At 77.4% G+C, this 25,030-nt stretch carries 26 protein-coding genes and 1 pseudogene; 12 read left to right on the top strand and 15 right to left on the bottom strand.

The window, feature by feature from the left end; all coding sequences use genetic code 11:
* Positions 1-175: 175 nt before the first annotated feature.
* The 4 genes from BKA21_RS09910 to BKA21_RS09925 form a co-directional block, all read right to left on the bottom strand.
* Positions 176-445, bottom strand: a complete 270-nt coding sequence (locus BKA21_RS09910) for a DUF805 domain-containing protein (RefSeq protein ID WP_203793479.1) — start codon at positions 443-445, stop codon at positions 176-178.
* Between the two features lie 122 nt (positions 446-567).
* Entirely contained in the window at positions 568-1,635 is a 1,068-nt protein-coding gene (gene hisC, locus BKA21_RS09915; protein WP_140458048.1) for a histidinol-phosphate transaminase, read from the bottom strand.
* A gap of 64 nt (positions 1,636-1,699) precedes the next feature.
* Positions 1,700-1,960, bottom strand: coding sequence for a type II toxin-antitoxin system RelE family toxin (locus BKA21_RS09920; protein ID WP_140458049.1), 261 nt, complete (start codon positions 1,958-1,960; stop codon positions 1,700-1,702).
* Positions 1,957-2,205, bottom strand: a complete 249-nt coding sequence (locus tag BKA21_RS09925) for a type II toxin-antitoxin system Phd/YefM family antitoxin (protein ID WP_140458050.1) — start codon at positions 2,203-2,205, stop codon at positions 1,957-1,959. Before BKA21_RS09925 ends, BKA21_RS09920 begins: the two co-directional genes overlap by 4 nt.
* 165 nt (positions 2,206-2,370) lie before the next feature.
* Between BKA21_RS09925 and BKA21_RS09930 the strand changes: the two genes are divergently transcribed.
* The gene (locus BKA21_RS09930) at positions 2,371-2,745 is read left to right on the top strand and encodes a phage holin family protein (RefSeq protein ID WP_140458051.1); all 375 of its coding nucleotides are present in this window, start codon (positions 2,371-2,373) and stop codon (positions 2,743-2,745) included.
* On the opposite strand, the gene BKA21_RS09935 is transcribed toward BKA21_RS09930, so the two are convergent.
* The 8 genes from BKA21_RS09935 to BKA21_RS19965 form a co-directional block, all read right to left on the bottom strand.
* The gene (locus BKA21_RS09935) at positions 2,729-4,273 is read right to left on the bottom strand and encodes a hypothetical protein (RefSeq protein ID WP_140458052.1); all 1,545 of its coding nucleotides are present in this window, start codon (positions 4,271-4,273) and stop codon (positions 2,729-2,731) included. The two genes, BKA21_RS09930 and BKA21_RS09935, sit on opposite strands and share 17 nt — an antisense overlap.
* On the bottom strand, positions 4,270-4,587 hold the full coding sequence (locus tag BKA21_RS09940) for a hypothetical protein (RefSeq protein WP_140458053.1): 318 nt from the start codon (positions 4,585-4,587) through the stop codon (positions 4,270-4,272). Before BKA21_RS09940 ends, BKA21_RS09935 begins: the two co-directional genes overlap by 4 nt.
* Before the next feature lie 118 nt (positions 4,588-4,705).
* Positions 4,706-5,176: a hypothetical protein gene (locus BKA21_RS09945; protein WP_140458054.1), complete on the bottom strand. Its 471-nt coding sequence runs from the start codon at positions 5,174-5,176 to the stop codon at positions 4,706-4,708.
* Between the two features lie 80 nt (positions 5,177-5,256).
* Positions 5,257-5,841, bottom strand: a complete 585-nt coding sequence (locus tag BKA21_RS09950) for a hypothetical protein (RefSeq protein WP_140458055.1) — start codon at positions 5,839-5,841, stop codon at positions 5,257-5,259.
* Complete coding sequence (locus BKA21_RS09955; protein ID WP_140458056.1) at positions 5,838-7,199, bottom strand: DUF58 domain-containing protein; 1,362 nt, start codon at positions 7,197-7,199, stop codon at positions 5,838-5,840. The genes BKA21_RS09950 and BKA21_RS09955 overlap by 4 nt, the downstream gene beginning before the upstream one ends.
* Positions 7,196-8,182, bottom strand: coding sequence for an AAA family ATPase (locus BKA21_RS09960; RefSeq protein WP_140458057.1), 987 nt, complete (start codon positions 8,180-8,182; stop codon positions 7,196-7,198). Before BKA21_RS09960 ends, BKA21_RS09955 begins: the two co-directional genes overlap by 4 nt.
* The gene (locus BKA21_RS09965; protein ID WP_140458058.1) at positions 8,179-8,697 is read right to left on the bottom strand and encodes a hypothetical protein; all 519 of its coding nucleotides are present in this window, start codon (positions 8,695-8,697) and stop codon (positions 8,179-8,181) included. Before BKA21_RS09965 ends, BKA21_RS09960 begins: the two co-directional genes overlap by 4 nt.
* The gene (locus tag BKA21_RS19965) at positions 8,694-9,512 is read right to left on the bottom strand and encodes a DUF4129 domain-containing protein (RefSeq protein ID WP_140458059.1); all 819 of its coding nucleotides are present in this window, start codon (positions 9,510-9,512) and stop codon (positions 8,694-8,696) included. Before BKA21_RS19965 ends, BKA21_RS09965 begins: the two co-directional genes overlap by 4 nt.
* A gap of 194 nt (positions 9,513-9,706) precedes the next feature.
* Between BKA21_RS19965 and BKA21_RS09975 the strand changes: the two genes are divergently transcribed.
* The 3 genes from BKA21_RS09975 to BKA21_RS09985 all read left to right on the top strand — a co-directional run bounded on the left by BKA21_RS09975 (position 9,707) and on the right by BKA21_RS09985 (position 13,083).
* Positions 9,707-10,483 carry a M15 family metallopeptidase gene (locus tag BKA21_RS09975; protein ID WP_239072869.1) on the top strand — a complete coding sequence of 259 codons (777 nt, stop codon included), beginning with the start codon at positions 9,707-9,709 and terminating at the stop codon, positions 10,481-10,483.
* A 63-nt stretch (positions 10,484-10,546) separates the two neighbouring features.
* The gene (purB, locus tag BKA21_RS09980) at positions 10,547-12,019 is read left to right on the top strand and encodes an adenylosuccinate lyase (RefSeq protein WP_140458060.1); all 1,473 of its coding nucleotides are present in this window, start codon (positions 10,547-10,549) and stop codon (positions 12,017-12,019) included.
* 200 nt (positions 12,020-12,219) lie between these two features.
* Positions 12,220-13,083 (top strand): UCP033725 family protein, encoded by an 864-nt coding sequence (locus BKA21_RS09985; protein ID WP_218886997.1) that lies wholly within the window; start codon positions 12,220-12,222, stop codon positions 13,081-13,083.
* Between the two features lie 344 nt (positions 13,084-13,427).
* On the opposite strand, the gene BKA21_RS09990 is transcribed toward BKA21_RS09985, so the two are convergent.
* On the bottom strand, positions 13,428-14,702 hold the full coding sequence (locus tag BKA21_RS09990) for a glutamyl-tRNA reductase (protein ID WP_140458062.1): 1,275 nt from the start codon (positions 14,700-14,702) through the stop codon (positions 13,428-13,430).
* A gap of 45 nt (positions 14,703-14,747) precedes the next feature.
* Here BKA21_RS09990 and hemE point away from each other — a divergent pair, with 45 nt between their 5' ends.
* The 6 genes and pseudogenes from hemE to hemL form a co-directional block, all read left to right on the top strand.
* Positions 14,748-15,812 carry a uroporphyrinogen decarboxylase gene (hemE, locus tag BKA21_RS09995; RefSeq protein WP_140458063.1) on the top strand — a complete coding sequence of 355 codons (1,065 nt, stop codon included), beginning with the start codon at positions 14,748-14,750 and terminating at the stop codon, positions 15,810-15,812.
* Between the two features lie 8 nt (positions 15,813-15,820).
* On the top strand, positions 15,821-17,341 hold the full coding sequence (locus BKA21_RS10000) for a protoporphyrinogen/coproporphyrinogen oxidase (protein WP_170208941.1): 1,521 nt from the start codon (positions 15,821-15,823) through the stop codon (positions 17,339-17,341).
* Between the two features lie 169 nt (positions 17,342-17,510).
* Positions 17,511-18,524: a hydroxymethylbilane synthase gene (gene hemC, locus BKA21_RS10005; protein ID WP_140458064.1), complete on the top strand. Its 1,014-nt coding sequence runs from the start codon at positions 17,511-17,513 to the stop codon at positions 18,522-18,524.
* 119 nt (positions 18,525-18,643) lie between these two features.
* Positions 18,644-19,549, top strand: coding sequence for a uroporphyrinogen-III synthase (locus BKA21_RS10010; RefSeq protein ID WP_179625349.1), 906 nt, complete (start codon positions 18,644-18,646; stop codon positions 19,547-19,549).
* Positions 19,546-20,571, top strand: coding sequence for a porphobilinogen synthase (gene hemB, locus BKA21_RS10015; RefSeq protein ID WP_373308180.1), 1,026 nt, complete (start codon positions 19,546-19,548; stop codon positions 20,569-20,571). The genes BKA21_RS10010 and hemB overlap by 4 nt, the downstream gene beginning before the upstream one ends.
* Positions 20,568-21,908, top strand: a pseudogene (hemL, locus tag BKA21_RS10020) (glutamate-1-semialdehyde 2,1-aminomutase); the annotation flags it as partial. The gene hemB and the pseudogene hemL, both read left to right, overlap by 4 nt.
* Before the next feature lie 726 nt (positions 21,909-22,634).
* Here the strand turns inward: hemL and BKA21_RS10025 are convergent.
* Positions 22,635-23,630: a sulfite exporter TauE/SafE family protein gene (locus tag BKA21_RS10025; RefSeq protein ID WP_140458066.1), complete on the bottom strand. Its 996-nt coding sequence runs from the start codon at positions 23,628-23,630 to the stop codon at positions 22,635-22,637.
* Positions 23,631-23,847: 217 nt separating this feature from the next.
* Positions 23,848-24,306, bottom strand: coding sequence for an RrF2 family transcriptional regulator (locus BKA21_RS10030; protein ID WP_140458067.1), 459 nt, complete (start codon positions 24,304-24,306; stop codon positions 23,848-23,850).
* 87 nt (positions 24,307-24,393) lie between these two features.
* Here BKA21_RS10030 and BKA21_RS10035 point away from each other — a divergent pair, with 87 nt between their 5' ends.
* Together BKA21_RS10035 and BKA21_RS10040 are read left to right on the top strand one after the other, a co-directional pair.
* Complete coding sequence (locus tag BKA21_RS10035; RefSeq protein ID WP_140458068.1) at positions 24,394-24,732, top strand: metal-sensitive transcriptional regulator; 339 nt, start codon at positions 24,394-24,396, stop codon at positions 24,730-24,732.
* A gap of 26 nt (positions 24,733-24,758) precedes the next feature.
* A complete protein-coding gene (locus BKA21_RS10040) occupies positions 24,759-24,992 on the top strand; it encodes a heavy-metal-associated domain-containing protein (RefSeq protein WP_140458069.1) in 234 nt (77 codons plus the stop codon).
* The last annotated feature ends 38 nt before the right edge of the window (positions 24,993-25,030 follow it).

Below are 25,030 nucleotides of genomic sequence, written 5' to 3' on the forward strand. Positions count from 1 at the left end.
CGGGAGCGGCGCGACCGTGGTGGGGTCGCGCCGCCGGGTCCGCGACCGGTCGGGCCGGCGAACCTACGTCAGCGTAGGCTACGGCACCGTAGGTTAGGCAAGGCCCTCCCCCACAACGCGCTCCCGAGCCCCGTTGTGGACACCCCACACCCGTGCGGCGCCCGGCGGCGGCGCCTCAGTACGGCGGGGTCGTCGGGTGCTGGCCCCGGGCGCGCCACGCGTCGAGCTCGCGCAGCACGGGCCACCGCGCGAACGCGAAGACGAAGAACATGACGACGTTGAGCACCGGCACGAGGCCGACGAGCACCCACCAGCCGGAGTAGCCGGCCTTCTGGATGATCCGCACGTACGCGACGAGCACGAGCACGTAGGCGCCGACGACGACGGCCAGCGCCACGCCGCCCGAGAGCAGCGACGCCCAGTCCTGGGTGGTCTGATCCTCCATGACAGCCATCGTGGCCCCGACCGGCCGCCACCACATCCGCAGCGGCCGCACCGTCGGCGCACGGCGCGCCCCGACGCCAGCGCGGGGCGTGCTCCGCAGTCAGCGCGGGGCGTGCTCCGCGGTCAGCGCGGGGCGTGCTCCGCGGCGACCTCGAGGAAGAGGTCGGTCGCCTCCTTCTCGCCCACGGAGACGCGCACGCCGTCACCGGCGAACGGCCGCACCAGCACCCCGGCACGCGCGCAGCGCTCCGCGAACGACGACGCGTGGTCGCCGAGCGCGAGCCACACGAAGTTGGCCTGCGAGTCCGGCACCGTCCAGCCCTGCGCGCGCAGCCCGTCGAGCATGCGCGAGCGCTCGGCGACGATCGCCTCGACGCGGGTGAGCAGCTCGCCCTCGGCGCGCAGCGACGCCAGCGCCGCCAGCTGCGCGACGTGCGAGACACCGAACGGGGTCGACGCCGCGCGGATGCCCGCCGCCAGGCGCGGACGGGCCACCGCGTACCCGACGCGCAGGCCCGCGAGGCCGTAGGCCTTGGAGAAGGTGCGCAGCAGCACGGTGTTCGGGTGCTCGGCGTGCACCGCGAGCGCGTCGGGGGCCGCGGCGTCGCGCACGAACTCGACGTACGCCTCGTCGAGCACGACGAGCACGTCGCCGGGCACGCGGGCGAGGAAGGCGCGCAGCTCGTCGTCGTGCACGGCCGGGCCGGTCGGGTTGTTGGGGGTGCAGACGAGCACGGCGCGCGTGCGGGGCGTGATCGCGTCGGCCATCGCCTCCAGGTCGAGACGCCCGTCGGGGCGCACCGGGACGCGCACGCCCGTGGCGCCGACCAGCGAGATCGCGATGGGGTACGCCTCGAAGGAGCGCCACGGCAGGACGACCTCGTCGCCGGCCCCGCACACCGCCTGGAGCACGTGCCCGAGCACGGCGACGGACCCGCAGCCGGCGACGACGCCCGCGGCGGGCACGCCGAGGCGCTCGGCGACCTGCTCGACGAGCTCGGTGGCGTACATGTCGGGGTACCGGTTGACGTCGACGGCGGCGTCGGCGATCGCGGCGACGACCGACGGCAGCGGCGGGTACGGGTTCTCGTTGGACGAGAGCTTGTAGGCCGCCGCCCCCACGGGCACCCGGGCACCGGGGACGTAGGCGGGCAGGTCGGCGACGGCAGGGCGGAGGGGGACGCGGGCCACGGCGCCAGCATGCCACCCGTCCCCGCGCCCCTCCGGGACCGTCCGCCCTGGGGGGCGGGGCCGCTCAGCGCGAGTAGACGTCCCGACGATGCCCGAGCGTCACGACGACGACGAGGAGGACGTCGTCGTGGACGCTGTAGACGATCCGGTAGTCGCCGACCCTGACGCGAAGGCCGGGCCTGCCGTGGAGCGCCTTGGCCCCGGGAGGCCGCGGGTCCTGCGCCAGGAGCGCGATCGCCGCCTGGATCCTGCGGGCATCTTTCGGGTCGATCTTCCGGAGGGCCTTGACTGCCGCAGGGCGGAGCTCGATCCGATACTGGCTCACACCCAGCCCAGCTCCGCCTTGACCTGGTCCCAGGGAAGGTTGGGGCCCTCCTCGTCCATCGCCGCGTCGAACGCAGCGATGTCCTCGACCTCTTCGAGCGCGTCGAGCATCCGGTCGTACTGCTCGGGGCTCACCACGACGGCTTCGCGCTTTCCGCGCCGCTCGAGGAAGACCGCCTCGGTGCGCGCCTCGTCGATGAGCTGCGGGAGCCTGCTGCGCGCTTCGGTGACGCTGACGCTACTCATGCCGCGAATGTACACCTAGCCTCCCCCGATGTACATCCCGAGGGCCTTCGCGCCCGCTCGCGCGAGGTCGGTCCGCACCCGTCCAGGCGGACCGCTCCGCACCGGCGACGGCCCGCCGGCCCGTCCCCCGGGGGCCGGGGGCGTGCGCAGTGGCAGGATCGGGGCATGGGATTCGTCGTGCGCGTCCTCATCAACGGTGTCGCCATCTGGCTGGCGACGCTCGTCCTGCCCGGCCTGACGGTGATCGGCGGGGACTCCACGGGCGGCGAGATCGGGGTGATCCTGCTCGTCGCCCTCGTGTTCGGCCTGGTGAACGCGATCGTCAAGCCGATCGTCAACGTCCTGTCGATCCCGCTGTACATCCTCACGCTCGGCCTGTTCACGCTGGTCGTGAACGCCCTGATGCTCATGCTCACCGCGTGGATCACCGAGCAGACGTCGTGGGGCCTGCGCATCGAGGACTTCGGCACCGCGGTGCTCGGCGGCCTGATCGTCGCGGTGGTGAGCTTCGTCCTCTCGGCGGTCACCTCGCGCGACTGACGTCGGCGAACGGCGACGCGACCGGCCCGAGCACCGGGGCGGGCGGCGGGAACGTCACCGGCTCCCCGAGGCCGGGTCCGGCCGGTCCCCCGGACGGGGCGGGCTCCGGCACGTCGACGACGGCCGTGAGCTGCCACGTGCGCGACGTCGTGCCCTCCGGGCCCAGCACCGCGGCCAGCGCACGCCGGTGCGGGTCCGTGGCGGGGGCGCCGGCCAGCGCGTCGTCGAGCGCGGCCGCGGTGCGCGTGTACTCCGTGACGCCGTGCGAGCCCGAGACGGTCGGCGTGGTGCCGTCGGCCCGCAGGTCGCGGGTCACGCTGAGCACGTTCGACGCCGGGGCGACCTCGCGCCGCCCGTCGAGCAGCGGCACCAGGTCGGTGTCGTGCTGCAGCCGCACCACCGGCACGCGTCCCGGCAGCGCCGCCGGGACGTCCGGCGACCCCGCGGCCACGACCGTCCGCACGTCGAAGGTGCGGGTCGCCAGCGCGGTCGCCGCCACGCTCGCGGCGACCATCCCGCCCTGGCTGTGCCCCACGATCGCGACCGGCTCGTCCGCCCCGACCCCGACGGTCGCCATGGCGGCCAGCACCGACTGCGACATCGCGTCCGGCAGCCCCGCGACTGCCCGCAGGTTGGTGCCGTTGTGCGTCAGCGGGTCGCCCGAGAACCCCGCCGCCTGGGTGCCCGGCACGGTCACGACCCACGCGACCGTGCCGTCGGGGTGGTCGAGCCGCTGGATGGTCAGCGTCGCGGGCGGGGTCGCCGCGGCACCGGGCGCGTCGTCGTGCCCGTAGGACACCCCGACGCCCGCGACGAGGTCCGCCACCCCGCGCGGCGCGGGCAGCTGCGGCGGGTCGAGCCGCGGCACCAGCCGCGTCGGCTGCACGGGCAGCAGCGACCCGACCCGCCCGGCGAACCCCGGCACCGGCTCGGCCGACGGCACCAGCCCGCCCGTCGACGCCCGCAGCCCCCCGGCCACGAGCTGCACGAACGGCGCCGCAGCCGCCGACGCCGACAGCCCCGCGACCCGGTCCTGCACGTGGTCACCGGTCGCGGCCAGCCACAGCACGGACCGCACCAGCAGCACGGCGCCCGCATCGACGGCCAGCGCCCCGGCGCCCACCCCCACGACGCCGAGCAGCCACGTCGGCGACGCCAGCGCGAGCGCCCACCCCGCACCCGCGGCGGCGCCCCGCACGAACCCGTCGGCGGCGGTCTCCGCGCCGTCGTACGTCGTCGCCGCGTCCCGCAGCCGGTCAGCGAGGTCACGCACGTCCTGCGCGACCCACCACGGCGCCACCGGCCCCGACCGGGCCTGCTGCACCGCCGTCACGAGCGCCGGGCCCGACGGCGAGTCCCCTGCCACGCCCTGCGCGGCCGCCAGCGCCGCCCCCAGGTCCGCGTGCGCCGCGTCCAGGTGCCGCGCCGCGCCCCGCAGCGCGGCGGCCGCGGCGGCGAGGGCGTCGGTGTCGACGACCCGGGTGCCGCCGGCGTCGATGCGGACCTGCGTACCGTGGTCGACGCTCACCAGGGGGCCGCCGGCGCGGGCGGCCAGGCCGAGGACGCGGGGGCGAGCACGGGCGGCGCGGGCGCCCACCCTGCACCCGTTCCCGGCGCGACGCACAGCGCCTCAGTCCGCGCGGTCCGCGAGGCCGCGTCGACGTCGTCGAGCGACCGGGCCGTGCGCACGAGCGCCGCCGCGACCTCCGCCCGCCGGTCGGCGAACGCCGTCGCCGCAGGCCCCGTCCACCACAGGTCCCCGAGCCCGCCCAGCACAGCGGCGGCCGACGCGATCTCCTGGCGGGCGGCGTCGACGTGGTGGCCGACGAGGGCGAAGGTCATGGGACCGGGACGCTAGGCGGCCCCGCGACGGCCCGTCCGCCGCCCACCCGGGCCCGCGTCCCCGCAGGTCAGGACGCCCGGGCTGTGGACGGCTCGCCGCAGGCCCCCATCGAGGCCCTCACCACCCCGCCCGCCGGGCGGCCACCTCGACGGCGATCGCGACCGCCAGGACAAGGACGTCCGACAGCAGCCCGGTGGCCAGCCGCGTGACCGTCCGCGACGTCGACCGTGGCCCCGTCCACGCCCAGAGGACCCACCGCAGGACCACCTGCCCCAGGACGAAGAGGACGGCGGCCCCGGCGGCCCGGCTCAGCACGTCCCAGGGCAGGACGAGGTCTGCCACGAGCGCGATCAGAGAGACCGCCACCAGAGCGGGGCCGGCCGCGACGCTCCACAGCATCGCGGTCTCGAACGCGTGCGTCCGCGCGTACCCCCGCACCGGCGCGTCCGACCAGTGCGACGCCCAGACCGCGTAGCCCGCCCCGGCGCGGCGCCGGTCGTCGAGCATCCCGACGACCCAGACGATGACGGCGGAGGACGGGCTGGGCAGCCCCGCCAGCCCTCGCGCCCGGCCGGGGCGCTCTGCCACCGATCCGTGCCCCGGTCGTCCTGGCGCCGGCAGAGCGCGACCGGGACGTCCGTCATCGTGCGCTCGCCGTCTGCGGGCCGTCATCGTTCCCCCTCGGGCAGGCTGCGCCACCAGGGCTGGGCGGGGCGGCGCAGGGCGACGCCCGTGACGCCGACCGCGGCGGCGAGGCCGAGCAGGCGCCACGCGTCGCCGCCGGCGGTCGCCCCGGCGAGGACGCCGACGGCCAGCGCGAGCACCTGCGCGGCGGCCTGCAGCCCGGCGACGAGCGGGAGGTCGGCGCGCAGCACGGCCACCTCGACCCGGGTGCGGCGGGTGGTGCGCGCGGCGACCGCTGCCAGCCACAGCAGCAGGTGCACGGCCAGCACCAGTGCGGCCAGGTGCCAGCCACCCAGCGGGTCGGCCGCGAGCAGCGCGACGCCCGCACCGACGACGACGAGCGCGGCCACCCCCGCGCGGGGGCGCAGCGCGGGGGCGGCGCCGAGCACGGCGAGCACCGGCACGGCACCCGGAGCCACCGGTCCTCCGGGTGCGAGGGCGGCCAGGACCAGGACCGCGGCACCGAGCAGCGCCACGGCCGCACGCAGCACCAGGGCGGGGACGGCCGGTCCGGTCGCGATCTCGACCTCCGGCTCCCGGGCGGCACCGGGCAGCGGGACGCGGCTCACACGACCCCCGCCCCGGCGTGCCGGCGGCCGCGCCGGGCGAGCACCTGCAGCGCGACGGCCGGGTCGTCGCGCCACGCGACCACCTCGACGCCCTGGTCCGCGAGCTCGGCGACCCGGTCCTCGCGCGTGAGCGTCACCAGGCGCACGGCCAGCCGCTCGCGGGACGAGAGGTCCGCGCTGCGCAGCGCGGGCAGCACGTCGACCGCGACGACCCGGTGCCCCGCGGCGCGCCACTGCGTCGCGACGGCGGCGGCCTCGTCGTCGAGGAACGTGGAGAACACGACCGCGAGCGCACCCGACGGCAGCCGCGGCGCGCGGACGCGCACGGGCGGGTCGCCGGCGGGGTGGGTGCGGGCCAGCGCGTGCCGCACGCGCTGGAGCTGGCGGCGCCCGCCGCCGGGCGGCAGAGGGCGGCGGCGCACGCCGAGGTCGTCGAGGCCGACACGGTCGCCCTGGTCGAGGAACGCGCGGGCCAGGGTCGCGGCGGCCTCGCGGGCGCGGTCGAGGGACGTCGCGTCGGCCGGGTCGGGCGGGAAGGGGCCGCGCCACGTGCGGGGGTCGGGGCCGACGTCGTCGCGGGAGTCGACGACGAGGACGACGACGGCCTCGGCGAGGGTGTGCTCGCGGCGGACGTAGAGCTCGCGCAGGTCGGGCGAGCGGCGGGCGGTGACGCGCCAGTCGATCCGGCGCAGCCGGTCGCCGGGGCCCCAGGGGTGCACGTCGCGCAGGTCGCCACCCTCGCCGGGGCGGCGGGCGGGGTGGGCGCCGGTGGTGCCGCGCAGCCGGGGCGGCAGGGGCACCTCGCGCAGTGGCGCGGCCCGGGGCAGCACGACGGTGCGGCGGTCGACGGCGTCGGCCGGCTCGGCGACGGACGCGGCGCCGGGGCCGACGCCCTGGACGACCGCCGTGGCGACCTCCTGCGGGCCGGTGCGCACGGTGCGGGTGGTGACGGGCAGGCGTCGGGTGCCGTCGACGTGCACGAGGGCGTCGGCGACGGCGCGGCCCTGCCGGGTGAGGGCCACGTGCGTGGCGGTGGCGCCGGCGGGGGCGTCGAGCCAGAGCGCGGCGCGCAGGGTGCCGTCGGGCGTCATGAGGTCGCGCCCGTCGTCGCCGACCTCGTCGGCCGGGCCGGCGAACCAGGCCCGCACCGTCCCGGTGGGTCGGCGGTGCCGCACGACGACGGCGGTGAGCAGCGGTGCGGCGACGGCGACGGCGACGTCGCCGCGGCCGGCGAGCACGGCCAGCACCAGCACGAGCACCGCCGCGGCGGCACCTGTGGTGACCGCGAGGGTCGGCGCCCAGGGCGTCGCGTCGACGGCGGGACGGTGCCCGGCCGCACCCTGCCCGGGGGCCGTCATCCGCGCCGGGCGGTGGTCGGGCCCGGCACCTGGGTGAGGACCTCCTCGACGACGGACTGCGGCGCCAGGCCCGCCGCCCACGCCTGCGGGGTCAGCGACAGCCGGTGCGCGAGCGCCGCGACGGCCACCGCCTTGACGTCCTCCGGCGTCACGTACGCGCGCCCGTCGAGCACCGCCAGGCCGCGGGCGACGAGCACGAGCGCCTGCGACCCGCGCGGCGACGCCCCGACCTCGACGGCCCGGTGCGCCCGGGTCGCGGCAGCCAGGTCCACGCAGTAGGCGAGGACGTCGTCGTCGACCGCGACGTCCTCGACGCCAGCCTGCATGCGCAGCAGGGTCGCCGCGTCGACGACCCGCCGCACGGTGGCGCCCTCCTGGCGGCGGCCGAGGCGGCGCGCGAGCACGTCGACCTCCGCGGCACGGTCCGGGTACCCGACGGCGAGCCGCACCATGAAGCGGTCGAGCTGCGCCTCCGGCAGCGGGTACGTGCCCTCGTACTCCACGGGGTTGGACGTGGCGACGACGTGGAACGGGGCCGGCAGCGCGTGCGTGGTGCCGTCGACGCTGACCTGCCGCTCGGCCATCGCCTCGAGCAGCGCCGACTGCGTCTTGGGGGCGGTGCGGTTGATCTCGTCGGCCAGCAGCAGGCCCGTGAACACCGGTCCGGGGCGGAACGTGAACGCGGACGTCGCAGGGTCGTAGACGCTCGAGCCGGTGACGTCCGACGGCAGCAGGTCGGGCGTGCACTGGATACGGCTGAAGTCCAGGCCCAGCGCGGTCGCCAGGCTGCGCGCCGCGAGGGTCTTGCCCAGGCCCGGCACGTCCTCGAACAGCACGTGGCCCCCGGCGAGGACGGCGGCCAGCGCCAGGCGCACGGGCCCGGCCATGCCGACGACGGCCGTCGCGACCTCGTCGAGCACGGCCTGGCCGCGCACGGCGACCTCACGGACGGTCAGGGGGCCGGCGTCGGCTGCGGTGGTCATGAGCTCCTCGCGGTGCCGGTGGTCCGGCGGTCGGTGCCGAGGCCCTCGAGGACCGTCAGCGTGTGCTGCAGGTCGCCGAGCGACGGCAGCGGGTGGGTCGTGCGGGTCAGCGTCGCGTGGGCACGGGGCCCGACGAGGGCGCGGACGGCCTCTGCGTCCGCGGCGTCGGCGAGGTCCAGGCCGTGCCGGGCCAGGCGGCGGGCGGCGGCCGCGCGCAGGCGGCGCAGCGAGCGCTCCCCCGCCCGTCCGTCGCGGCCGACCATCGACCACGCGAGGTCCAGCACCTCGCCGCGGCTGCCGTCGCGACGGGTCGCGCGGTGCCGCTCGGGCGCGGGCTCGGTGCGCAGGTCGAGGTGCTCGGCCACGACGACGAGCGCCGCCGCACCCGCCGCGAGCACCACGGCCGCACCGACCGCCATGCCGGCGACCGTCGACAGCCCGCCGACGAGCACGGCCGCGACCGTCGGGCGCCACACGCGCGCGCCGACCGCCCGCAGCACGGCGGCGGGGCTCACGGCAGCGGCCCGTCGTCGGTCCGCGGCGCACCGGCGCGCGGCACGTCGGCGCGCGGCACGTCGGGAGGAGCCACGTCGGGACCGCCCGGCGCCCGCGCGTCCTGCCGGGCGGCGAGCCCGTGCGCGACGACCGCGAGCAGCGCGCGAGCCCGGGCCACGTCCGGCACGGACACCGGCTCCGCGCCGTACCGCGCCGCCAGGTACAGCCCCAGCAGCTCGCGGGTCGCCCCCGGGTCGGCACGCGTCGCGCCCAGCACCGCCAGCGCCAGCTCGGTGGCGGTCTGCGCGCGGTCGCGCTCGACGCCGGTGGCGGCGGCCGCACGCTCGACGGCCACCCAGGCCGCGACGACCGCGTCGCCCGGCGGCACGTCGTCGTCCAGCTCGCGGGACGCGGCGCGCACGCCCTCGCGCAGCACCGCGAGCGCCTCGTCGTCGACGCGCCCGCCGGGGTCCTCGCCCGCGACGGGCGCGCGGTCGTCCTCCGGAGGGGTCGTGCCGCGGCTCTCGACGAGCCGGCGCAGCACCGCGACCAGCGCGGCACCGAGCAGCCCGACGGCCACGAGTCCGACGACGACGAGGATCCACGGGGCGATCTCGGTGGCGCCGGGCACCTGCGGGAGGCCCTGCACGGAGCTCGTCGGCAGCGGTGGCTGGGAGACCGGCGGTGCCGTCGCCCGCAGGTCGGGGCCCGTGCCGTCGCGGTCGACGGTGCGCAGGTCGAGCGGTCCCGCCAGCGCGGCGCCGAGGACGGCGAGGACGACGAGCCCGCCGGCCAGGGCGGCGGGGACCGCGGCGCCCGTGCGCGTCGTCGTCACTGCACCCCCTGGTCGTCGTCCGCGTCAGGCTAGCCGCGCGGGCGCGGCGGCGGGGCCGGCACGGTGGCGGTCCGGCACGGTGGCGGTCCGGCGCGCTGGCGCGGGCCGCCCGGCGCGACGATGCTCGTCCGGTGGGCGGGGACGGCGGGACGCACGGGGTCGGGGCGACGGCCCGCCCGGTCCCACGCGCACGGGTGTGGCGCCTGCTCCTCGTCACGACGCTCGCCCTCGGGCCGGCGGCGGGGTGCGCCGTGCCGCCCGGCGACGCCGCGCCACCGGGGCCGACGACCGGTGCCCCGGCCACCGCGGGCCGGGGCGCCGGTCCGACCACGACGCGCACGCACCCGCCACCCGTCCCGACCGCGGCGTCCAGCCCCAGCCCCAGCCCCAGCCCGGAGCCTCCTGCGTTCGAGGCGTCGGTCGGGCCGATCACCCCCGAGCTGGCCGCGCGCATGCACGCCTCGTGGCGTCCCGGGTGCCCGGTCCCGCTGGAGGACCTGCGCCACGTCACGGTCCGCCACCACGACATGGCGGGCGCCGTCGTCACCGGCGAGCTCGTGGTGCACGCCGACGTCGCCGACGGGCTCGTCGAGGTGTTCCGCACGCTCTTCGACGCCCGGCTCCCGCTGACGTCGGTGCGGCTCGTCGACGACTTCGGTGCCGACGACGACGCGTCGATGGCGGCGGACAACACCTCCGCGTTCAACTGCCGGGCCGTGACGGGCGGGAGCGGCTGGTCGGAGCACGCGTACGGGCGGGCGGTCGACGTGAACCCCGTCGAGAACCCCTACGTGCGGGGCGGGACGGTCCTGCCGCCGGCGGGCGCGGCCTTCGTCGACCGGCCCGACGCGCCCGGCGTGGTGCACGACGGCGACGCCGTGGTCCGGGCGTTCGCGGAGCACGGGTGGGCGTGGGGCGGGCACTGGTCGTCGCCGAAGGACTACCAGCACTTCTCGACGACGGGGCGGTGACCGCCGGGCGGCCGACCTCGGACACGGCGCCGCGCGCCCGTCACCCTCTGGGAGGATCGGGGCATGGCCACGCCCGACCCCGCCCGCACCCCGTCGCCGCTGCCCGCCGAGCGCGTCCGGCTCGCCGACGTCAGCCCGTCGATCGCCCTCGGCCCGCTCGACGGCCGCTACCGGGGCACCGTCGCCCCGCTCGTCGACCACCTCTCCGAGGCGGCGCTCAACCGCGCCCGGCTCGCGGTCGAGGTCGAGTGGGTGGTGCACCTGACCACGCACCAGGTGGTGCCGGGTGCACCCGTGCTCGCCGACGACGAGGTGGCGTACCTGCGGGGCGTCGTCGCGTCCTTCGGCGCCGACGAGATCGCCGAGCTGGCCGAGATCGAGCGCACGACCGTGCACGACGTGAAGGCCGTCGAGTACTTCCTCAAGCGCCGGATCGCCGCCGCCCCCGAGGCGCTGCGCGCCGGCACGGTGCTGCCGCAGGTCGCCGAGCTCGTGCACTTCGCGCTCACGAGCGAGGACGTCAACAACCTGTCGTACGCGCTCATGGTCCGCGGGGCGGTGCACGAGGTGTGGCTGCCGGCGGCGGCCGCGCTGGCCGACGACGTCGCGGACCTCGCGCGCGAGCACGCGCAGGTGCCGATGCTCGCCCTCACGCACGGGCAGCCGGCCACGCCCACCACGCTGGGCAAGGAGCTGGCCGTGCTGGCGCACCGCCTGCGCCGCCAGCTGCGCCGCATCGCGTCCGACGAGGTGCTGGGCAAGCTCAACGGCGCCACGGGCACGTACGGCGCGCACGTCGCGGCCGTGCCGGACGCGGACTGGCCGGAGGTCTCGCGGACGTTCGTCGAGCACCTGGGCCTGGTGTGGAACCCGCTGACCACGCAGATCGAGTCGCACGACTGGCAGGCGGAGCTCTACGCGGACGTCGCCCGCTACAACCGGGTCCTGCACAACCTGGCGACCGACGTGTGGACGTACATCTCGCGCGGGGTCTTCACGCAGATCCCCGTCGCGGGGGCCACGGGCAGCTCGACGATGCCGCACAAGGTCAACCCGATCCGCTTCGAGAACGCGGAGGCGAACCTCGAGGTGTCGTGCGCGCTGCTCGACACGCTCGGCGCGACGCTCGTGACGAGCCGACTGCAGCGCGACCTGACGGACTCCACGACCCAGCGCAACATCGGCCCCGCGTTCGGGCACTCGCTGCTGGCGATCGACAACGTCCGCCGCGGCCTGCGCGCGCTGTCCGTCGACGAGGCCCTGCTGGCACGCGAGCTCGACCAGAACTGGGAGGTGCTGGGCGAGGCGGTGCAGTCGGCGATGCGCGCGGCGTCCGTCGCGGGGGTCACAGGCATGGAGAACCCGTACGAGAGGCTCAAGGAGCTGACGCGCGGGCACCGTCTGACGGGGGACGAGATGCGCTCGTTCGTGGCGGGACTGGGCCTCCCGGGGGACGTCGCCGAGCGGCTGGCCGCCATGACACCGGCGACCTACGTGGGCCTGGCGGCCGAGCTGGTCACCCGTCTGGACGGCTGAGCGTCCGGTTCGCCCGGTCTCGCGGCCCCTGACAGGGGCACGGATTCACCCGTTCGGCTCAACCGTGCGCCCGCAGGTGGGACCGGTCACGGATGACTGGCCGCGAGACCTGGACAGCCGCCCGGCTGGGGGTAAGAATCGTCCTGTCCGTCGGAATCCTCCCCTTCATCCGATACGGCAAGGAACCCCCTGTGACGTTGATGCAGAAAGCGATCACGCCGTCGCTGACGCACGCGCACCTCACGCAGGGTCACGACCGCATCGCCGGCTACGTGGTCCGTGCAGAGGACGTCGCGTTCGCCACCACGCCGGCCCAGCTCTTCGAGGTGCACGGCCTGGGCTACCCGGGCTCGCCCTTCAGCCCCTACGACCGGTACATCGACATCCTGCGGTTCGAGTCGTCGCCGCAGCTGCAGTACCGCGACGTGCCCGGGTACATCGTGCCCCTGTGGTGGTTGCGCCACTCGCGCATCCCCCCGGGCGCCGAGCTCATCCGCGTCTTCGACGACGGCTCCTCCACGCTGCTGGCCCGCTACGGCGACGTCGGCTCCGGGTGGACCGTGACGCAGCTGGGGGCCCCGCGCCCGTCGCTCGCGTCGCTGTCGCGCTGCGTGGGCCCCGTGGCCAAGTGGCACGGTGCGTACCTCGAGGCGGACGTCGTCGACGGCGGTCGGACCGTGGTGCTCGCGCTCGCCAACCCGCCGCTCGCGGAGACGGGGTTCCAGCAGTCGCCCTCGGGCCGCTGGTTCCGTCGCGTCGCCCGTGAGGACGTCAGCGAGCTCTTCGAGCTCGACCTGACGGCCCGGTGGAACGGTTTGTCCGTGCGCGTCGTCGATCAGTGGCAGGATGCTCAGCGGTACGTCGTCGCGCGCATCTCGCACCTCGGTGACGACATCGAGCGTGCGGAGCGTCTGCACCTCGAGCGCATCGAGGCTGGCGTGTACGAGGCGATCGTCTACGCTGCTGAGCTGACGGACATCCAGACCAACCAGGTCGTCCCGCACACCTGGACCCCTGGACCGGCCGCCGCAGAGCAGCAGCAGCAGTACTGGGCCCACTCGTGAGCCCGACCCCATGAACTAGCTCGAGGCCCCGGTGATCACCGCCGGGGAACGGGACACGCTGCACGAGCGTGGCCCCCACGGACCGCACCGGGCCTGGTCCTCCCCCCCGACCAGGCCCGGTGCGCCCGTCAGAGCAGTGCGAAGGCCCCCGCCGTCCGGCGGGGGCCTTCGTGCGTCACGGCCCGACGGTCGGAAGCAGGCCCCCGTCTCACGATGCGGGACGAAGCGGGCACGATCGGACATCGCTCGACCGGGTGCCGCTCGATCGCACCCGCGTCCGGACGACCTCCCGTGGCCCTCGCGGCCGCGACCGGGGGTCGGGCGGTGGGCGTCGGACCGAGGAGTCAGGCGGAGGCGGGGACCGGGGGGTGCTCGACCGCCGCGAGGGCCGCCAGGGCCTGCGCGTAGGCGGCCGCGTCGCCGGCGCGAGCGGCCTCGCGCGCGGCCACGGTGGGCGCGTGCAGCGCGGTCCGCGTGCGGCGCCGCAACGACCGCTCCACCCGCTCGTCGCGGACCTCGTCGGGCACCGCGGCCAACGACCGCTCGAGCGCCCCGAGCACCCGGGCCCGCTCGGCGACGACCGCAGGGTTCCACTCGCGCACGCGCCGGTCCGCCTCGAAGTCCCGCGCCGCGGCGTCGACGAGCTCGCGCGCATGCTCCAGGGCGGCGTGCTCGGCCGGGGCGTGGTCGGCGACCGTCTGCAGCGAGACGAGGGCGACGCCCGGCAGGGTCCGCACCCCGGGGTCCACGTCGTGCCGCAGCGCCAGGTCGACCACGGTCAGCGGCTGCGCACCGGCCGGCCGCGCGGCGGCGAGCGCCTCCACGCCGAGCACGGCCCCGGCCGCCCCGCTGCACGCGACCACCAGGTCGGCCCGGGCGACCTCGGCCAGCAGGTCGTCGCCGGAGGGCAGCGCCCGGGCGCCGCGCGCGCTGGCGAAGGCCGCGGCCCGGCCGCTCGGGGAGTGCACGAGCACGTCCTGCACGCCGCGGGCCCGCAGCGCGGCCAGGCTCGCGCCGGCGTAGGAGCCGGTGCCGATGAGCACGGTGCGGGTGCCGCACCAGTCGGGACGGCCGTCGCGCGACGGCAGGGTGCGCTCGGCGAGGTCGAGCGCGACGCCGACGACCGAGCGCCCGGTGCCACCGAGGCCCGTCCCGGTCTCGACCGCGCGGGAGGCGCGCGACGCCGCCTGGAAGAGCGCCTCGAGCGCGGACGTCGTTGTGCCGTCCCGCCGGGCGGTGGTCAGGGCGCGCCGCACCTGGCCCGCGATCTCGCGCTCGCCCACGACCATCGACTCGAGCCCCGACGCGACGGAGAACAGGTGCGCGCTGACGTCGGTGCCCAGCAGGGGGTGCAGGTGCCCGCCGACCTCGTCCGGCGCGTACCCCGAGCGCGACGCGATCGCCTCGGCCACGGCGGCCCGCGCGAGGGGGGCCCGGTCGGCGTCGTCGACGTCCAGGTACAGCTCGAACCGGTTGCACGTCGCAAGGACGACGGCACCGGCCACGGGGGAGGTCGCGCCCACGAGCTCACGGCCGACGGCGTGCACGTCCGTCTGCAGACGCTCCAGCACCGTCAGGTCGAGATCGTGATGGCTGGCGACGAGGGACAGCAGCACCACGGGGCCGATTGAATCATCCCTGGAAATGTCCGGCACAATCGTCCGGTGACGCTTCCCGCCCAGCACCCGCTCGTCGACGGCCGCACTTCCGCCTCAGCACTGGTGACGGCCTATTCCGGCACCCGTCCGGACCGCCAGCCGGTGTGGTTCATGCGACAGGCGGGCCGGTCGCTGCCGGAGTACCGGGCCTCGCGCGCGGGGGTCGCGATGCTCGACTCGTGCCTCGACCCGGAGCTGGCGTCCGAGATCACGCTGCAGCCCGTGCGCCGTCACGACGTGGACGCGGCGATCTTCTTCTCCGACATCGTCGTGCCCCTGCGGCTGGTGGGCGTGGACGTCGACATCAAGCCCGGCGTCGGCCCCGTGTTCGGCACGCCCGTGCGCACGCTCGACGACGTGCAGCGCCTGCGCGACCTCGGCCCGCTCGACGACGAGCGGCTCGCACCCGTCGCAGCGGGCGTGGCACGGACCGTCGCGGCCCTCGGCAGCACCCCCCTGATCGGGTTCGCCGGGGCGCCGTTCACGCTGGCCGCGTACCTCGTCGAGGGCGGCCCGTCGCGCGACCACCTCGCCGCCCGCCGCCTCATGCATGCCGACCCCGCGGCCTGGGACGCGCTCATGGCGTGGACCGCCGAGGTCAGCGGCGCGTTCCTCCGGGCGCAGGTCCGCGCGGGCGCGAGCGCGGCGCAGCTGTTCGACTCGTGGGCCGGGGCGCTCTCGAAGGCCGACTACGTGCGCGGCTGCGCGCCCGCGTCGTCGCAGGTCCTGGCCGGGGTGCGCGCCCTGGGCGTGCCGGTCGTGCACTTCGGTGTGGGCACCGGCGAGCTGCTGGTGGCGATGCGCGACGCCGGTGCGGACGTCGTGGGCGTCGACTACCGCGTGCCGCTGGACGAGGCGTCCGCACGCCTGGGCGGTGCGACGCCGCTGCAGGGCAACGTGGACCCCGCGCTGCTCGGCGCGCCCTGGCCGGTGCTGGAGGCGCACGTGCGCGACATCCTCGAGCGGGGCCGGTCGGCGCCCTCGCACGTGCTGAACCTCGGGCACGGCGTGCCGCCCGAGACCGACCCCGACGTGCTGACCCGCCTCGTGGCGCTCGCGCACGAGCTCTGAGCGCGACCGTGGGCGCGGACGGGTCGGAGGCGGTCGTCGACGCCACCTGGGACGCGGTCGTCGTGGGCGCCGGCGTCGGCGGGCTCGTCGCGGCCCGAGACCTCGCGCGCGCCGGGCTGCGCACGCTGGTGCTCGACGCGCGGGACGCCCCCGGGGGCGCGGTGCGCGCACACGTGGTCGACGGCCTGCGGCTGGACGCCGGCGCGGAGTCGTACGCGACCCGGGGCGGTACCGTCGCGCCCCTGCTCGACGAGCTGGGGCTCGCGGACGACGTGGTCGCCCCCGAGCCGCGGGGCTCGTGGGTGCACCTGACGGACCGTGACGGACCGCTGCCGCGGACCGGCCTGCTGGGCGTGCCGGCCCGCCCGTGGGCGCCGGACGTGCGGCGCACGCTGGGCCTGGCCGCGTCGCTGCGGGCGTGCCTGGACCTCGTGCTGCCCGCACGGGTCGGCGCGGGTGCACCGACCCTCGGGGCGCTGGTGCGGGCCCGCATGGGGTCCGCGGTCGTGGACCGCCTCGTGCACCCGGTGGTCGGCGGGGTGCACGCCGCCGACCCGGACGACGTCACGGTCGACTCCGCCGCCCCGGGCCTGACCGCGGCGATGGCGCGCAGCCGCGGCTCCCTGGCCCGTGCGGTGGGCTCGCTGCGCGCGGGGGCCCCCGCGGGTGCGGCCGTGCAGGGGCTGCGCGGCGGCATGCACCGGGTGGTGGACGCGCTGGTCACGCAGGTGACCGCGCACGGCGGGGTGGTGCTGCCGCGCACCCGGGCCGCGGCCGTGAGCCGCGAGGGCGACGGCGTGCTGCGGGTGCGGCTGGAGAGCACGCGCACCGGTGGCGCACCGGGCGGCGACCGGTCCGTGCGGACGGCACGCCTCGTGCTCGCCGCACCCGTGCCCGGGCTGCTCGACGGGCTCGACGGGCAGGACCTCGCCGGCGTCGTCACCGACGACGGGATGCCGGTGAGCCTGGTCACGCTGGTGCTGGACCTGCCCGCGCTGGACGCGGCGCCGCGCGGCACCGGGGTGCTGGTGGGCCCGGGTGCGGACGACGTGGGCGCCAAGGCGCTGACGCACGCGACCGCCAAGTGGGCGTGGCTGGCGCAGGCCGCGGGGCCGGGCCGGCACGTGGTCCGCCTCTCGTACGGCCGGGCCGGCGACCCTGTGCCGGCGCCGTCCTCCCCCGCGGCGTCGTCGTCCGCACCCGCGCCGTCAGCAACCGCGACGGACGCCGCGCTGCCCGACGCCGTGCGGACCGCGCTGCACGACGCGTCGCGGCTGCTGGGGGTGGCGATCCCCGTCGAGGCCCTGCGTGCGCACGCGGTGGTGCGGTGGACCCAGTCCCTGCCCCGGCCGAGCGCCGCGCACCAGAGGGCCGTGGCGCGTGTGCGCGCGGCGGTGTCCGCGATGCCGGGCGTCGCGGTGTGCGGCGCGTGGGTGGCGGGCAACGGGCTCGCGTCGGTGGTGCCGGACGCGCGCACGGCGGCCGCGTCGGTGCTCGCGCCGGCAGCGGTCGACGCCGCCGCGGAATGACGCGCACAATGGCGTGGATCACATTTCTCCCGGACGGGCCCCGCGCAGCGCGCACGCTTTTCTGACCGATTGTCAGTTCGCCCGTCGGCGGCGGCGCCCGCGCCTTTCCTGACACCGCGTCAGGACGTCGGATTTTCGCCATCCTGCGCGACGGGAGAGACTGGGCCCCATGCCCCAGACCGTCCGCGTCGGCACGCGTGCGAGCACCCTCGCCCTCACGCAGACCGGCCACGTCGCCGACGCCCTCGCGGCGCTGGCCGACCTCGACGTCGAGACCGTGCGCGTGCGCACCGAGGGCGACCGCGTCGCCGCGCCCCTCGCGAGCCTCGGCGGCACCGGCGTCTTCGTCACCGCGCTGCGCGACGCGCTGCTGGCCGGCCGCTGCGACGTCGCCGTGCACTCCCTCAAGGACCTGCCCACGCAGCCCGCCCCCGGCCTGACCGTCGCCGCCGTCCCCCCGCGCGCCGACCCCCGGGACGCGCTGTGCGCGCGCGACGGGCTCACGCTCGCCACGCTGCCGCCGGGTGCCCGCGTCGGCACCGGCTCCCCGCGCCGGGCCGCACAGCTGCGGGCCGCCCGGCCCGACCTCGACGTGGTCGACGTCCGCGGCAACGTCGAGACGCGGCTGCGCCGGGTGCGCGGGCTCGTCGTCACGCCCGCGTCCGACGCCCCGCCCGCCCCGGACGCGGGAGCGGCCGCCGCGGGCCCGCGCGGCGACCTCGACGCGGTCGTCCTCGCGGCCGCGGGGCTGGGCCGGCTCGGCCGGCTCGACGCCGTCACCCAGCTCTTCGACCCCGACCTGCTGGCCCCCGCGCCGGGGCAGGGCGCCCTCGCCGTCGAGGTCCGCACCGCCGACGCGGACGCCGCGAGCCCGCTCGCGCAGGCCCTGCGCACGCTCGACCACGCCCCCACCCGCCGCGCGGTCGTCGCCGAGCGCGCGGTGCTCGCCCGCCTCGAGGCCGGCTGCGCGGCCCCCGTCGGCGCCTGGGGCCGGTTCGACGACGCCGGCACGCTCGTGCTGGACGCCGTGGTCTGCGCGACCGACGGCACACGCGTCCTGCGTCGCAGCACGTCCGGCCCGGCACCGGACGACTCGGCCGCGCACGCCCTCGGGGTCGCGCTCGCGCAGCAGCTCGTCGACGACGGCGCCGCGGACCTGGCCCCCCTCGGGGCGTCGTCGTGACGCCCCCGACGGCCCCCCTCGCCGGCTGGCACGTCCTGGTCCCGCAACCCCCTGCCGACGCCCTCACCCCCCACCCCACCCCCGCGTCCGCCCCCGCACCGGCGTCCGCCGAGGGGGACGTGGCTCACGCCCCGACCGCCCGGACCGCGCCCGAGGGCCCGGTCGGCACCACGGGCGCGGAGCCCGCCGGCGCGGGAGCCGGGTGGGGGGCCGCCAGCCCTGCCGTCGTGGCGCTCGGGGCCGTCGGGGCCGTGCCCGTCGTCGTGCCGCTGGTGCGGACGGTGCCCGCGCAGGACCCGACGCCGCTGGACGACGCGCTGCTCGCCCTCGGCGCCGGCTGGTACGAGTGGCTGGCCGTGACCAGCCAGGCCGCCGTCGCGGTGCTCGCGCAGCGCGCGGCCCACGCGGACGAGCCCCTGGCCGCGATCGTGCGGCGCGGCGGCGCCCAGGTGGCCGCGGTGGGCCCCGGCACGCGGCGCGCGCTGGAGGCCCTCGACGTCCCGGTGACGCTCGTGCCGCCCGTGCGGTCGACCGCCGCCGACCTCGTCGCGGCGTTCCCCGCCCCCGGCACCGCCCGCGCGCCGGAGCCGCCCGAAGGGGCCGCGTTCACCCGCGGACCGTGGCCCGCCGCGCCGACTCCGACCACGGGCCGGGTCCTCGTCCCCCGCGGCGACCTGGCCGCACCCACGCTCACCGACGGCCTGACGGCCGCGGGCTGGCAGGTCGACGACGTCGTGGCCTACCGCACGGTGCCCGCCGAGCCGCCGTCGGCCGACGTCGCCGCGGCGTGGGCCGACGGCACGATCCGCGCCGTGCTGCTGACGTCCGCGTCGAGCGTGCGCTCGCTCGTGGACCACCTCGGCCCGCCGCCGGCCAGCACCCTCGTGGTCGTCATCGGCCCCAGCACCGCCGTCCAGGCCCGCCGCAGCGGGCTGCGCGTCGACGCCGTCGCCCGCGAGCAGTCGCTCGCGGGCCTCGTCACGGCGCTCGTCTCCGTCGCCACCCCCTCCGAGGAGCACCCGTGACCCACGCCCCAGGCCCCGTGCCGGTCGGGCCCGTGCCCGTCCCGGGCCGCACGCGGCTGCGCCGGCTGCGCACGTCCCCGGCGATGCGCCGGCTCGTCGCGCAGACCCGCGTCGACCCCGCCGACCTCGTGCTGCCCGTCTTCGTCCGCGAGGGCCTGACCGAGCCGCGTCCCCTGTCGTCCATGCCCGGCGTGCTGCAGCACACCCGCGACTCGTTGCGGCGCGCCGCGGCGCAGGCCGCGCAGGCCGGCGTCGGCGGGATCATGCTGTTCGGCGTGCCCGAGCACCGTGACGCGACCGGGTCGCAGGCCGACGCGCCCGACGGTGTCCTCAACGTCGCGATCGCCGACGTGGTCGCCGAGGTGGGCGACGCCCTCGTCGTGCAGGCCGACCTGTGCCTCGACGAGTTCACCGACCACGGCCACTGCGGCGTGCTGACCCCGCACGGCGCGGTCGACAACGACGCGACGCTCGAGCGGTACGCGTCGATGGCCCTCGCGCAGGCCGACGCTGGCGCCCACCTGATCGGCCTCAGCGGCATGATGGACGGGCAGGTCGCCGCGACGCGCGACGCCCTGGACGCCGCCGGGCGCACCGACGTGGCGCTGCTCGCCTACGCCGCGAAGTACGCGTCGGCGTTCTACGGGCCGTTCCGCGAGGCCGTCGAGTCGCAGCTGCACGGCGACCGGCGCACGTACCAGATGGACCCGGCGAACCGGCGGGAGGCCGCCCGCGAGGTCGCGGCGGACGTGGCCGAGGGTGCGGACGTGGTCATGGTGAAGCCCGCGATGTCGTACCTGGACGTGCTCGCGGACGTCGCCGCGACGTCGTCCGTGCCCGTGTTCGCCTACCAGGTGTCCGGTGAGTACGCCATGATCGAGGCCGCCGCCGCACAGGGGTGGATCGACCGACGGGGTGCAGTCACCGAGTCGGTCCTCAGCATCCGACGTGCAGGTGCCGATGTTGTGCTGACCTACTGGGCCACCGAGCTGGCCGCATGGCTCGTGGAGGAGCGACGATGACGCAGACCGAGACCGACGCGACGACCTGGTCGTCGACGAGCGCCGCGGCGTTCGCGCACGCGGAGGAGGTCATCCCCGGCGGGGTGAACTCCCCGGTGCGCGCGTTCGGCGCGGTCGGCGGCACACCCCGGTTCATCGCCTCGGCGCAGGGACCCTTCGTCCGTGACGTCGACGGGCGCGAGTACGTCGACCTGGTCGGGTCCTGGGGCCCGGCGCTCCTGGGCCACGCGCACCCCGCGGTCGTCGCGGCCGTGCAGGAGGCGGCCGCCCGTGGCCTCGGGTTCGGCGCTCCGACGACGACCGAGGTCGAGCTCGTCGACGAGATCCGTGCCCGGGTGGCCGCGGCCGAGCGCGTGCGCCTGGTCTCGACGGGCACCGAGGCCGTGATGACCGCGCTGCGCCTGGCGCGCGGGGCGACGGGCCGCGACCTCGTCGTGAAGTTCGCGGGCTGCTACCACGGCCACGTCGACGCGCTGCTCGCGCAGGCCGGCTCGGGCCTGGCCACGTTCGGGATGCCCGGCTCCGCGGGCGTCACCGCGGCGCAGGCCGCCGAGACGATCGTGCTGCCCTACAACGACCTGGCCGCGGTCGAGGCCGCGTTCGCCGAGCACGGCGACCGGATCGCCGCGCTGATCACCGAGGCGGCGCCCGCGAACATGGGCGTCGTGCCGCCGCTGCCCGGCTTCAACAGGGCGCTGCGCGAGATCACCCGCCGGCACGGCGCGCTGCTCGTGCAGGACGAGGTGATGACCGGGTTCCGCGTGGGCCCCGCCGGCTGGTGGGGGCTGGAGGGCCGGGTCGAGGACTGGGCGCCGGACCTGCTGACCTTCGGCAAGGTGATCGGCGGCGGGCTGCCCGTCGCCGCGGTCGCCGGACGCGCCGAGGTCATGGACCTGCTCGCGCCGCGCGGGCCCGTCTACCAGGCGGGCACGCTGTCGGGGAACCCCGTCGCGACCGCCGCGGGCCTGGCGACGCTGCGCGCCGCCGACACGGACGTGTACGTGCACGTCGACGCGGCCGCCGCGCACCTGCGCCGCGCGCTGACCGGTGCGCTGGCCGAGGCCGGCGTGCCGCACGCCGTCCAGTGGGCCGGGAGCCTGTTCTCCGTCGTCTTCGGCGAGGAGGCCGCCACCCGCGGCGCCCGCGACTACGCCTCCGTGCAGGCCTCCGAGCACTGGCGGTACGCGCCCTTCTTCCACGCGCTGCTCGAGGCGGGCGTCTCGGCGCCGCCGTCGGCGTTCGAGGCGTGGTTCGTCTCGGCGTCGCACGACGAGGCCGCCCTCGACCGCGTGATCGAGGCCCTGCCCGCGGCCGCGCGCGCCGCCGCCGCGGCCGAGGCGCCCGAGGGCGAGCACCCGACGACCATCGCCGTCCCCGGCCTGGCCACCGGGGCCGACGACGCCGAGGGCACGGACGCCGACGTCCCGGAGGGCACGTCCGACGAGGCGCCGACGAGCGTCGACGCAGGTGACGCCGGTGACGCGCCGGACGCCGCCAGCACGGCGGACGGCGCTGCGCACGGCACGTCGCACGGCACCACGGAGGACGAGCAGGTCGACGGCCCCTCGGAGGTCGAGGCCCCCGCGGTGCCCGAGCACCGCGAGGTCCCGGCCGCGGCCGCGTTCTTCGCACGGCCGTCGGCCCCGGCGCCGGAGGCGGAGCCGGAGCCGGCACCCCCCACCGCGTGGAACGAGGAGGCGTCGTCGGCCGAGACGACGACCGTGATGGAGCCCGTCCGCATCGAGCTCGTGCCCGACGTGCCCGACGAGCCCGACGAGGCACCCGCCGAGGACGCCCAGCCCGGCACCCCGTGGCCGGCGCCGTCGGAGTCCCCCGAGCCGCGCACCGCGTGGCAGTGGCCGCCGACGGGGGCCGGCGCGCCGGACGAGCAGCGCTGACGCCCGTCCCGGGCCGCCTGGTGCGGCCCGGGACCCGGGCACGGACGCCGACGGGGCCCGTGGTGCTCACGCACCGCGGGCCCCGTCGTCCGTGCCGCCCGCCCCTGTCGATCGGGGCGGCACGGGTGGTGCGGGGCCTCGCACGCCCCGCGCCGGTCGGTCGGCTCACGCCCCCGTCGTCGACCCCCCGGCGGTCCCTGCCGGCACGCCGGTCGTCGCCGCGCCGGCCTCCGCGTCGTCCGTCTCCCCCGCCGCGGCGGCGGTCGGCGCGTCGTCGGCCGTGCGGGCGGCCTGCAGGTCGGCGCGGTAGGCCCGCACGGACCACGTGACGGCGGCGACCCAGACGAGCGCGATCACCGCGAGCGTCGTCGCCTCCTGCGGGGTGTCCTTGAGGCCGATCCAGTCGGAGCGCAGCAGCGTGCGGGTGTTGACGAGCACGATGACGCCGCCGACCGCGGACCCGAGCACGCGCCCGGGCACGTGCCGCACGAGCCAGGCGGCGATCGGGGCGGCGATGAGCCCGCCGACGAGGAGCGCGAGCGCCCACGCCATGTTGATGCCCGCCGAGCCGAGCGCCAGCAGGAAGCCGACGCTGGCCGCGACCGCGACGAGGAACTCGGACGTGTCGATCGACCCGACGACCTTCCGCGGCTCCAGCCGACCGGACGCGAGCAGCGCGGGCGTGCCCACCGGCCCCCAGCCGCCGCCGCCGGTCGCGTCGACGAACCCGGCGACGAGCCCGAGGGGTGCGAGGAACCGCTTGCGCAGCGGCAGGTGCAGCCGGTCGGTCCGCAGGCCCTTGAACGTGAACCGGGCCAGCAGGTAGATGCCGAGGCCGAGCAGGACCAGCGACATGACGGGGCCGGCCTGCTCGGTGGACAGCCCGGTGAGGAAGGTGGCGCCGACGAACGCGCCGATGGCGCCGGGCACGCCGACGCGCAGGACGACCTTCCAGTCGACGTTGCCGAACCGCCAGTGCGCGGCGCCGGACGCGAGCGTGGTGCCGATCTCGGCGAGGTGCACCGTCGCCGACGCGGCCGCCGGGTTGGTGCCGACGGCGAGCAGCAGCGTCGTGGACGTCACGCCGTAGGCCATGCCGAGGGCGCCGTCCACGAGCTGGGCGGCGAGGCCGACGAGGGCCAGGAGGATCAGGGAGGGCACGGTGGACCACCTCGGGATGACGCGCGGCGGGTCCGTGCGTCGGTCGGGCGTGCGGGGCACGCGGTCGGCCAGCTTGTGCCGACGATAATTCCGACCTGCTTAGTCGATTTACAAGACGCGTGTCATCTGCTGAGACGCGTCTCATGAGTCGGACATGCGTCCGGGGTGACGACGGCCGGGCGGGCATCGCCGGCGGGCGGCGGCGCGACCGGGTGCGTCAGGCGTTCTCCCACGCGTCGGCGCGCGCGGCCAGGTCGTGCACCGAGGCCGGCAGCCGCCCCGCGACCAGGTCCGCGAGCGTCACGACGTCGAGGACGTCGCGGACGGAGGCGCGCAGCGCGACCCACACCTCCAGCAGCGCCGCGGCCGACCCGTCGTAGGTCAGGCTCGGCGGCCGCTCGTCCCGCACCGTGACCAGCGGGCCGTCGACGGCGCGGATGACGTCGGCCAGGGTCGTCTCCGCCGCCGGGCGCGCGAGGCGGTAGCCGCCCGAGCGGCCCCGGACGCTCGCCACGACCCCCGCGCGGCGCAGGTCGCCCATGATCCGCTCGAGGAAGCTCACGGGGATCCCCTGCCCGGACGCGAGGAGGTCGGTGGGCACCGACTCCCCGTCGGTCCGTGCCGCCAGCTCGGCGCACGCACGCACCGCATAGTCCGCCTTCGCCGAGACCCGCATGCGCCGATTCTCCCGTGCCGCGGGCGGCGCCGGCACGGGACCGTCCGCACGCTTGCACCGGATACCCCCCGGGGGTATGTTCGGGCCATGAGCACGGACGAGCCGACCCCGCCGACCGCCGACGAGCACGACGCCCACGCCGGCCCGCACGGGTACACGTCCGCCAAGGACGAGTACCTGCGTCGGCTGCGCCGCGTCGAGGGCCAGGTGCGCGGCATCGCGCGCATGGTCGAGGAGGACGTCTACTGCATCGACGTGCTCACGCAGGTCGCCGCCGTCACCAAGGCGCTGCAGGCCGTGAGCATCGGCCTGGTCGAGGACCACCTCGGCCACTGCGTCGTCGACGCCGCCCGCCGCTCGCCCGAGGACGGCGCCGAGAAGGTCCGCGAGGCCTCCGCCGCCATCGCCCGCCTCGTCCGCAGCTGACCACCACCACCCACCGAGGAGCCACCATGAGCCACACCACCACCTTCCGCGTCGACGGCATGACCTGCGGCCACTGCGTCAGCTCGGTCACCGAGGAGCTCACCGCCCTGCCCGGCGTCGAGGACGTCCAGGTCGAGCTCGTCACCGGCGGGGCCTCGCCCGTCACGGTCACGTCCCAGGGCCCCCTCGACGACGCCGCCGTCAGCGCCGCCGTCGCCGAGGCCGGGTACGCCGTGACCCCGCCGAGGTCGCTCCTGTGACCGCCCCGGCGCCGCACGGCGCGACGGACCCGCAGGTC

This window comes from Cellulomonas oligotrophica, assembly GCF_013409875.1.
Lineage (GTDB): Bacteria > Actinomycetota > Actinomycetes > Actinomycetales > Cellulomonadaceae > Cellulomonas > Cellulomonas oligotrophica.

Excerpts from the sequence above, each read along its gene's own strand:
- BKA21_RS09910 (WP_203793479.1), bottom strand. The coding sequence starts at position 445 with ATGGAGGATCAGACCACCCAGGACTGGGCGTCGCTGCTCTCGGGCGGC.
- BKA21_RS09925 (WP_140458050.1), bottom strand. The coding sequence starts at position 2,205 with ATGAGTAGCGTCAGCGTCACCGAAGCGCGCAGCAGGCTCCCGCAGCTC.
- BKA21_RS09930 (WP_140458051.1), top strand. The coding sequence starts at position 2,371 with ATGGGATTCGTCGTGCGCGTCCTCATCAACGGTGTCGCCATCTGGCTG.
- BKA21_RS09940 (WP_140458053.1), bottom strand. The coding sequence starts at position 4,587 with ATGACCTTCGCCCTCGTCGGCCACCACGTCGACGCCGCCCGCCAGGAG.
- BKA21_RS09955 (WP_140458056.1), bottom strand. The coding sequence starts at position 7,199 with ATGACGGCCCCCGGGCAGGGTGCGGCCGGGCACCGTCCCGCCGTCGAC.
- BKA21_RS09960 (WP_140458057.1), bottom strand. The coding sequence starts at position 8,182 with ATGACCACCGCAGCCGACGCCGGCCCCCTGACCGTCCGTGAGGTCGCC.
- purB (WP_140458060.1), top strand. The coding sequence starts at position 10,547 with ATGGCCACGCCCGACCCCGCCCGCACCCCGTCGCCGCTGCCCGCCGAG.
- BKA21_RS09985 (WP_218886997.1), top strand. The coding sequence starts at position 12,220 with ATGCAGAAAGCGATCACGCCGTCGCTGACGCACGCGCACCTCACGCAG.
- hemC (WP_140458064.1), top strand. The coding sequence starts at position 17,511 with ATGCCCCAGACCGTCCGCGTCGGCACGCGTGCGAGCACCCTCGCCCTC.
- BKA21_RS10030 (WP_140458067.1), bottom strand. The coding sequence starts at position 24,306 with ATGCGGGTCTCGGCGAAGGCGGACTATGCGGTGCGTGCGTGCGCCGAG.
- BKA21_RS10035 (WP_140458068.1), top strand. The coding sequence starts at position 24,394 with ATGAGCACGGACGAGCCGACCCCGCCGACCGCCGACGAGCACGACGCC.
- BKA21_RS10040 (WP_140458069.1), top strand. The coding sequence starts at position 24,759 with ATGAGCCACACCACCACCTTCCGCGTCGACGGCATGACCTGCGGCCAC.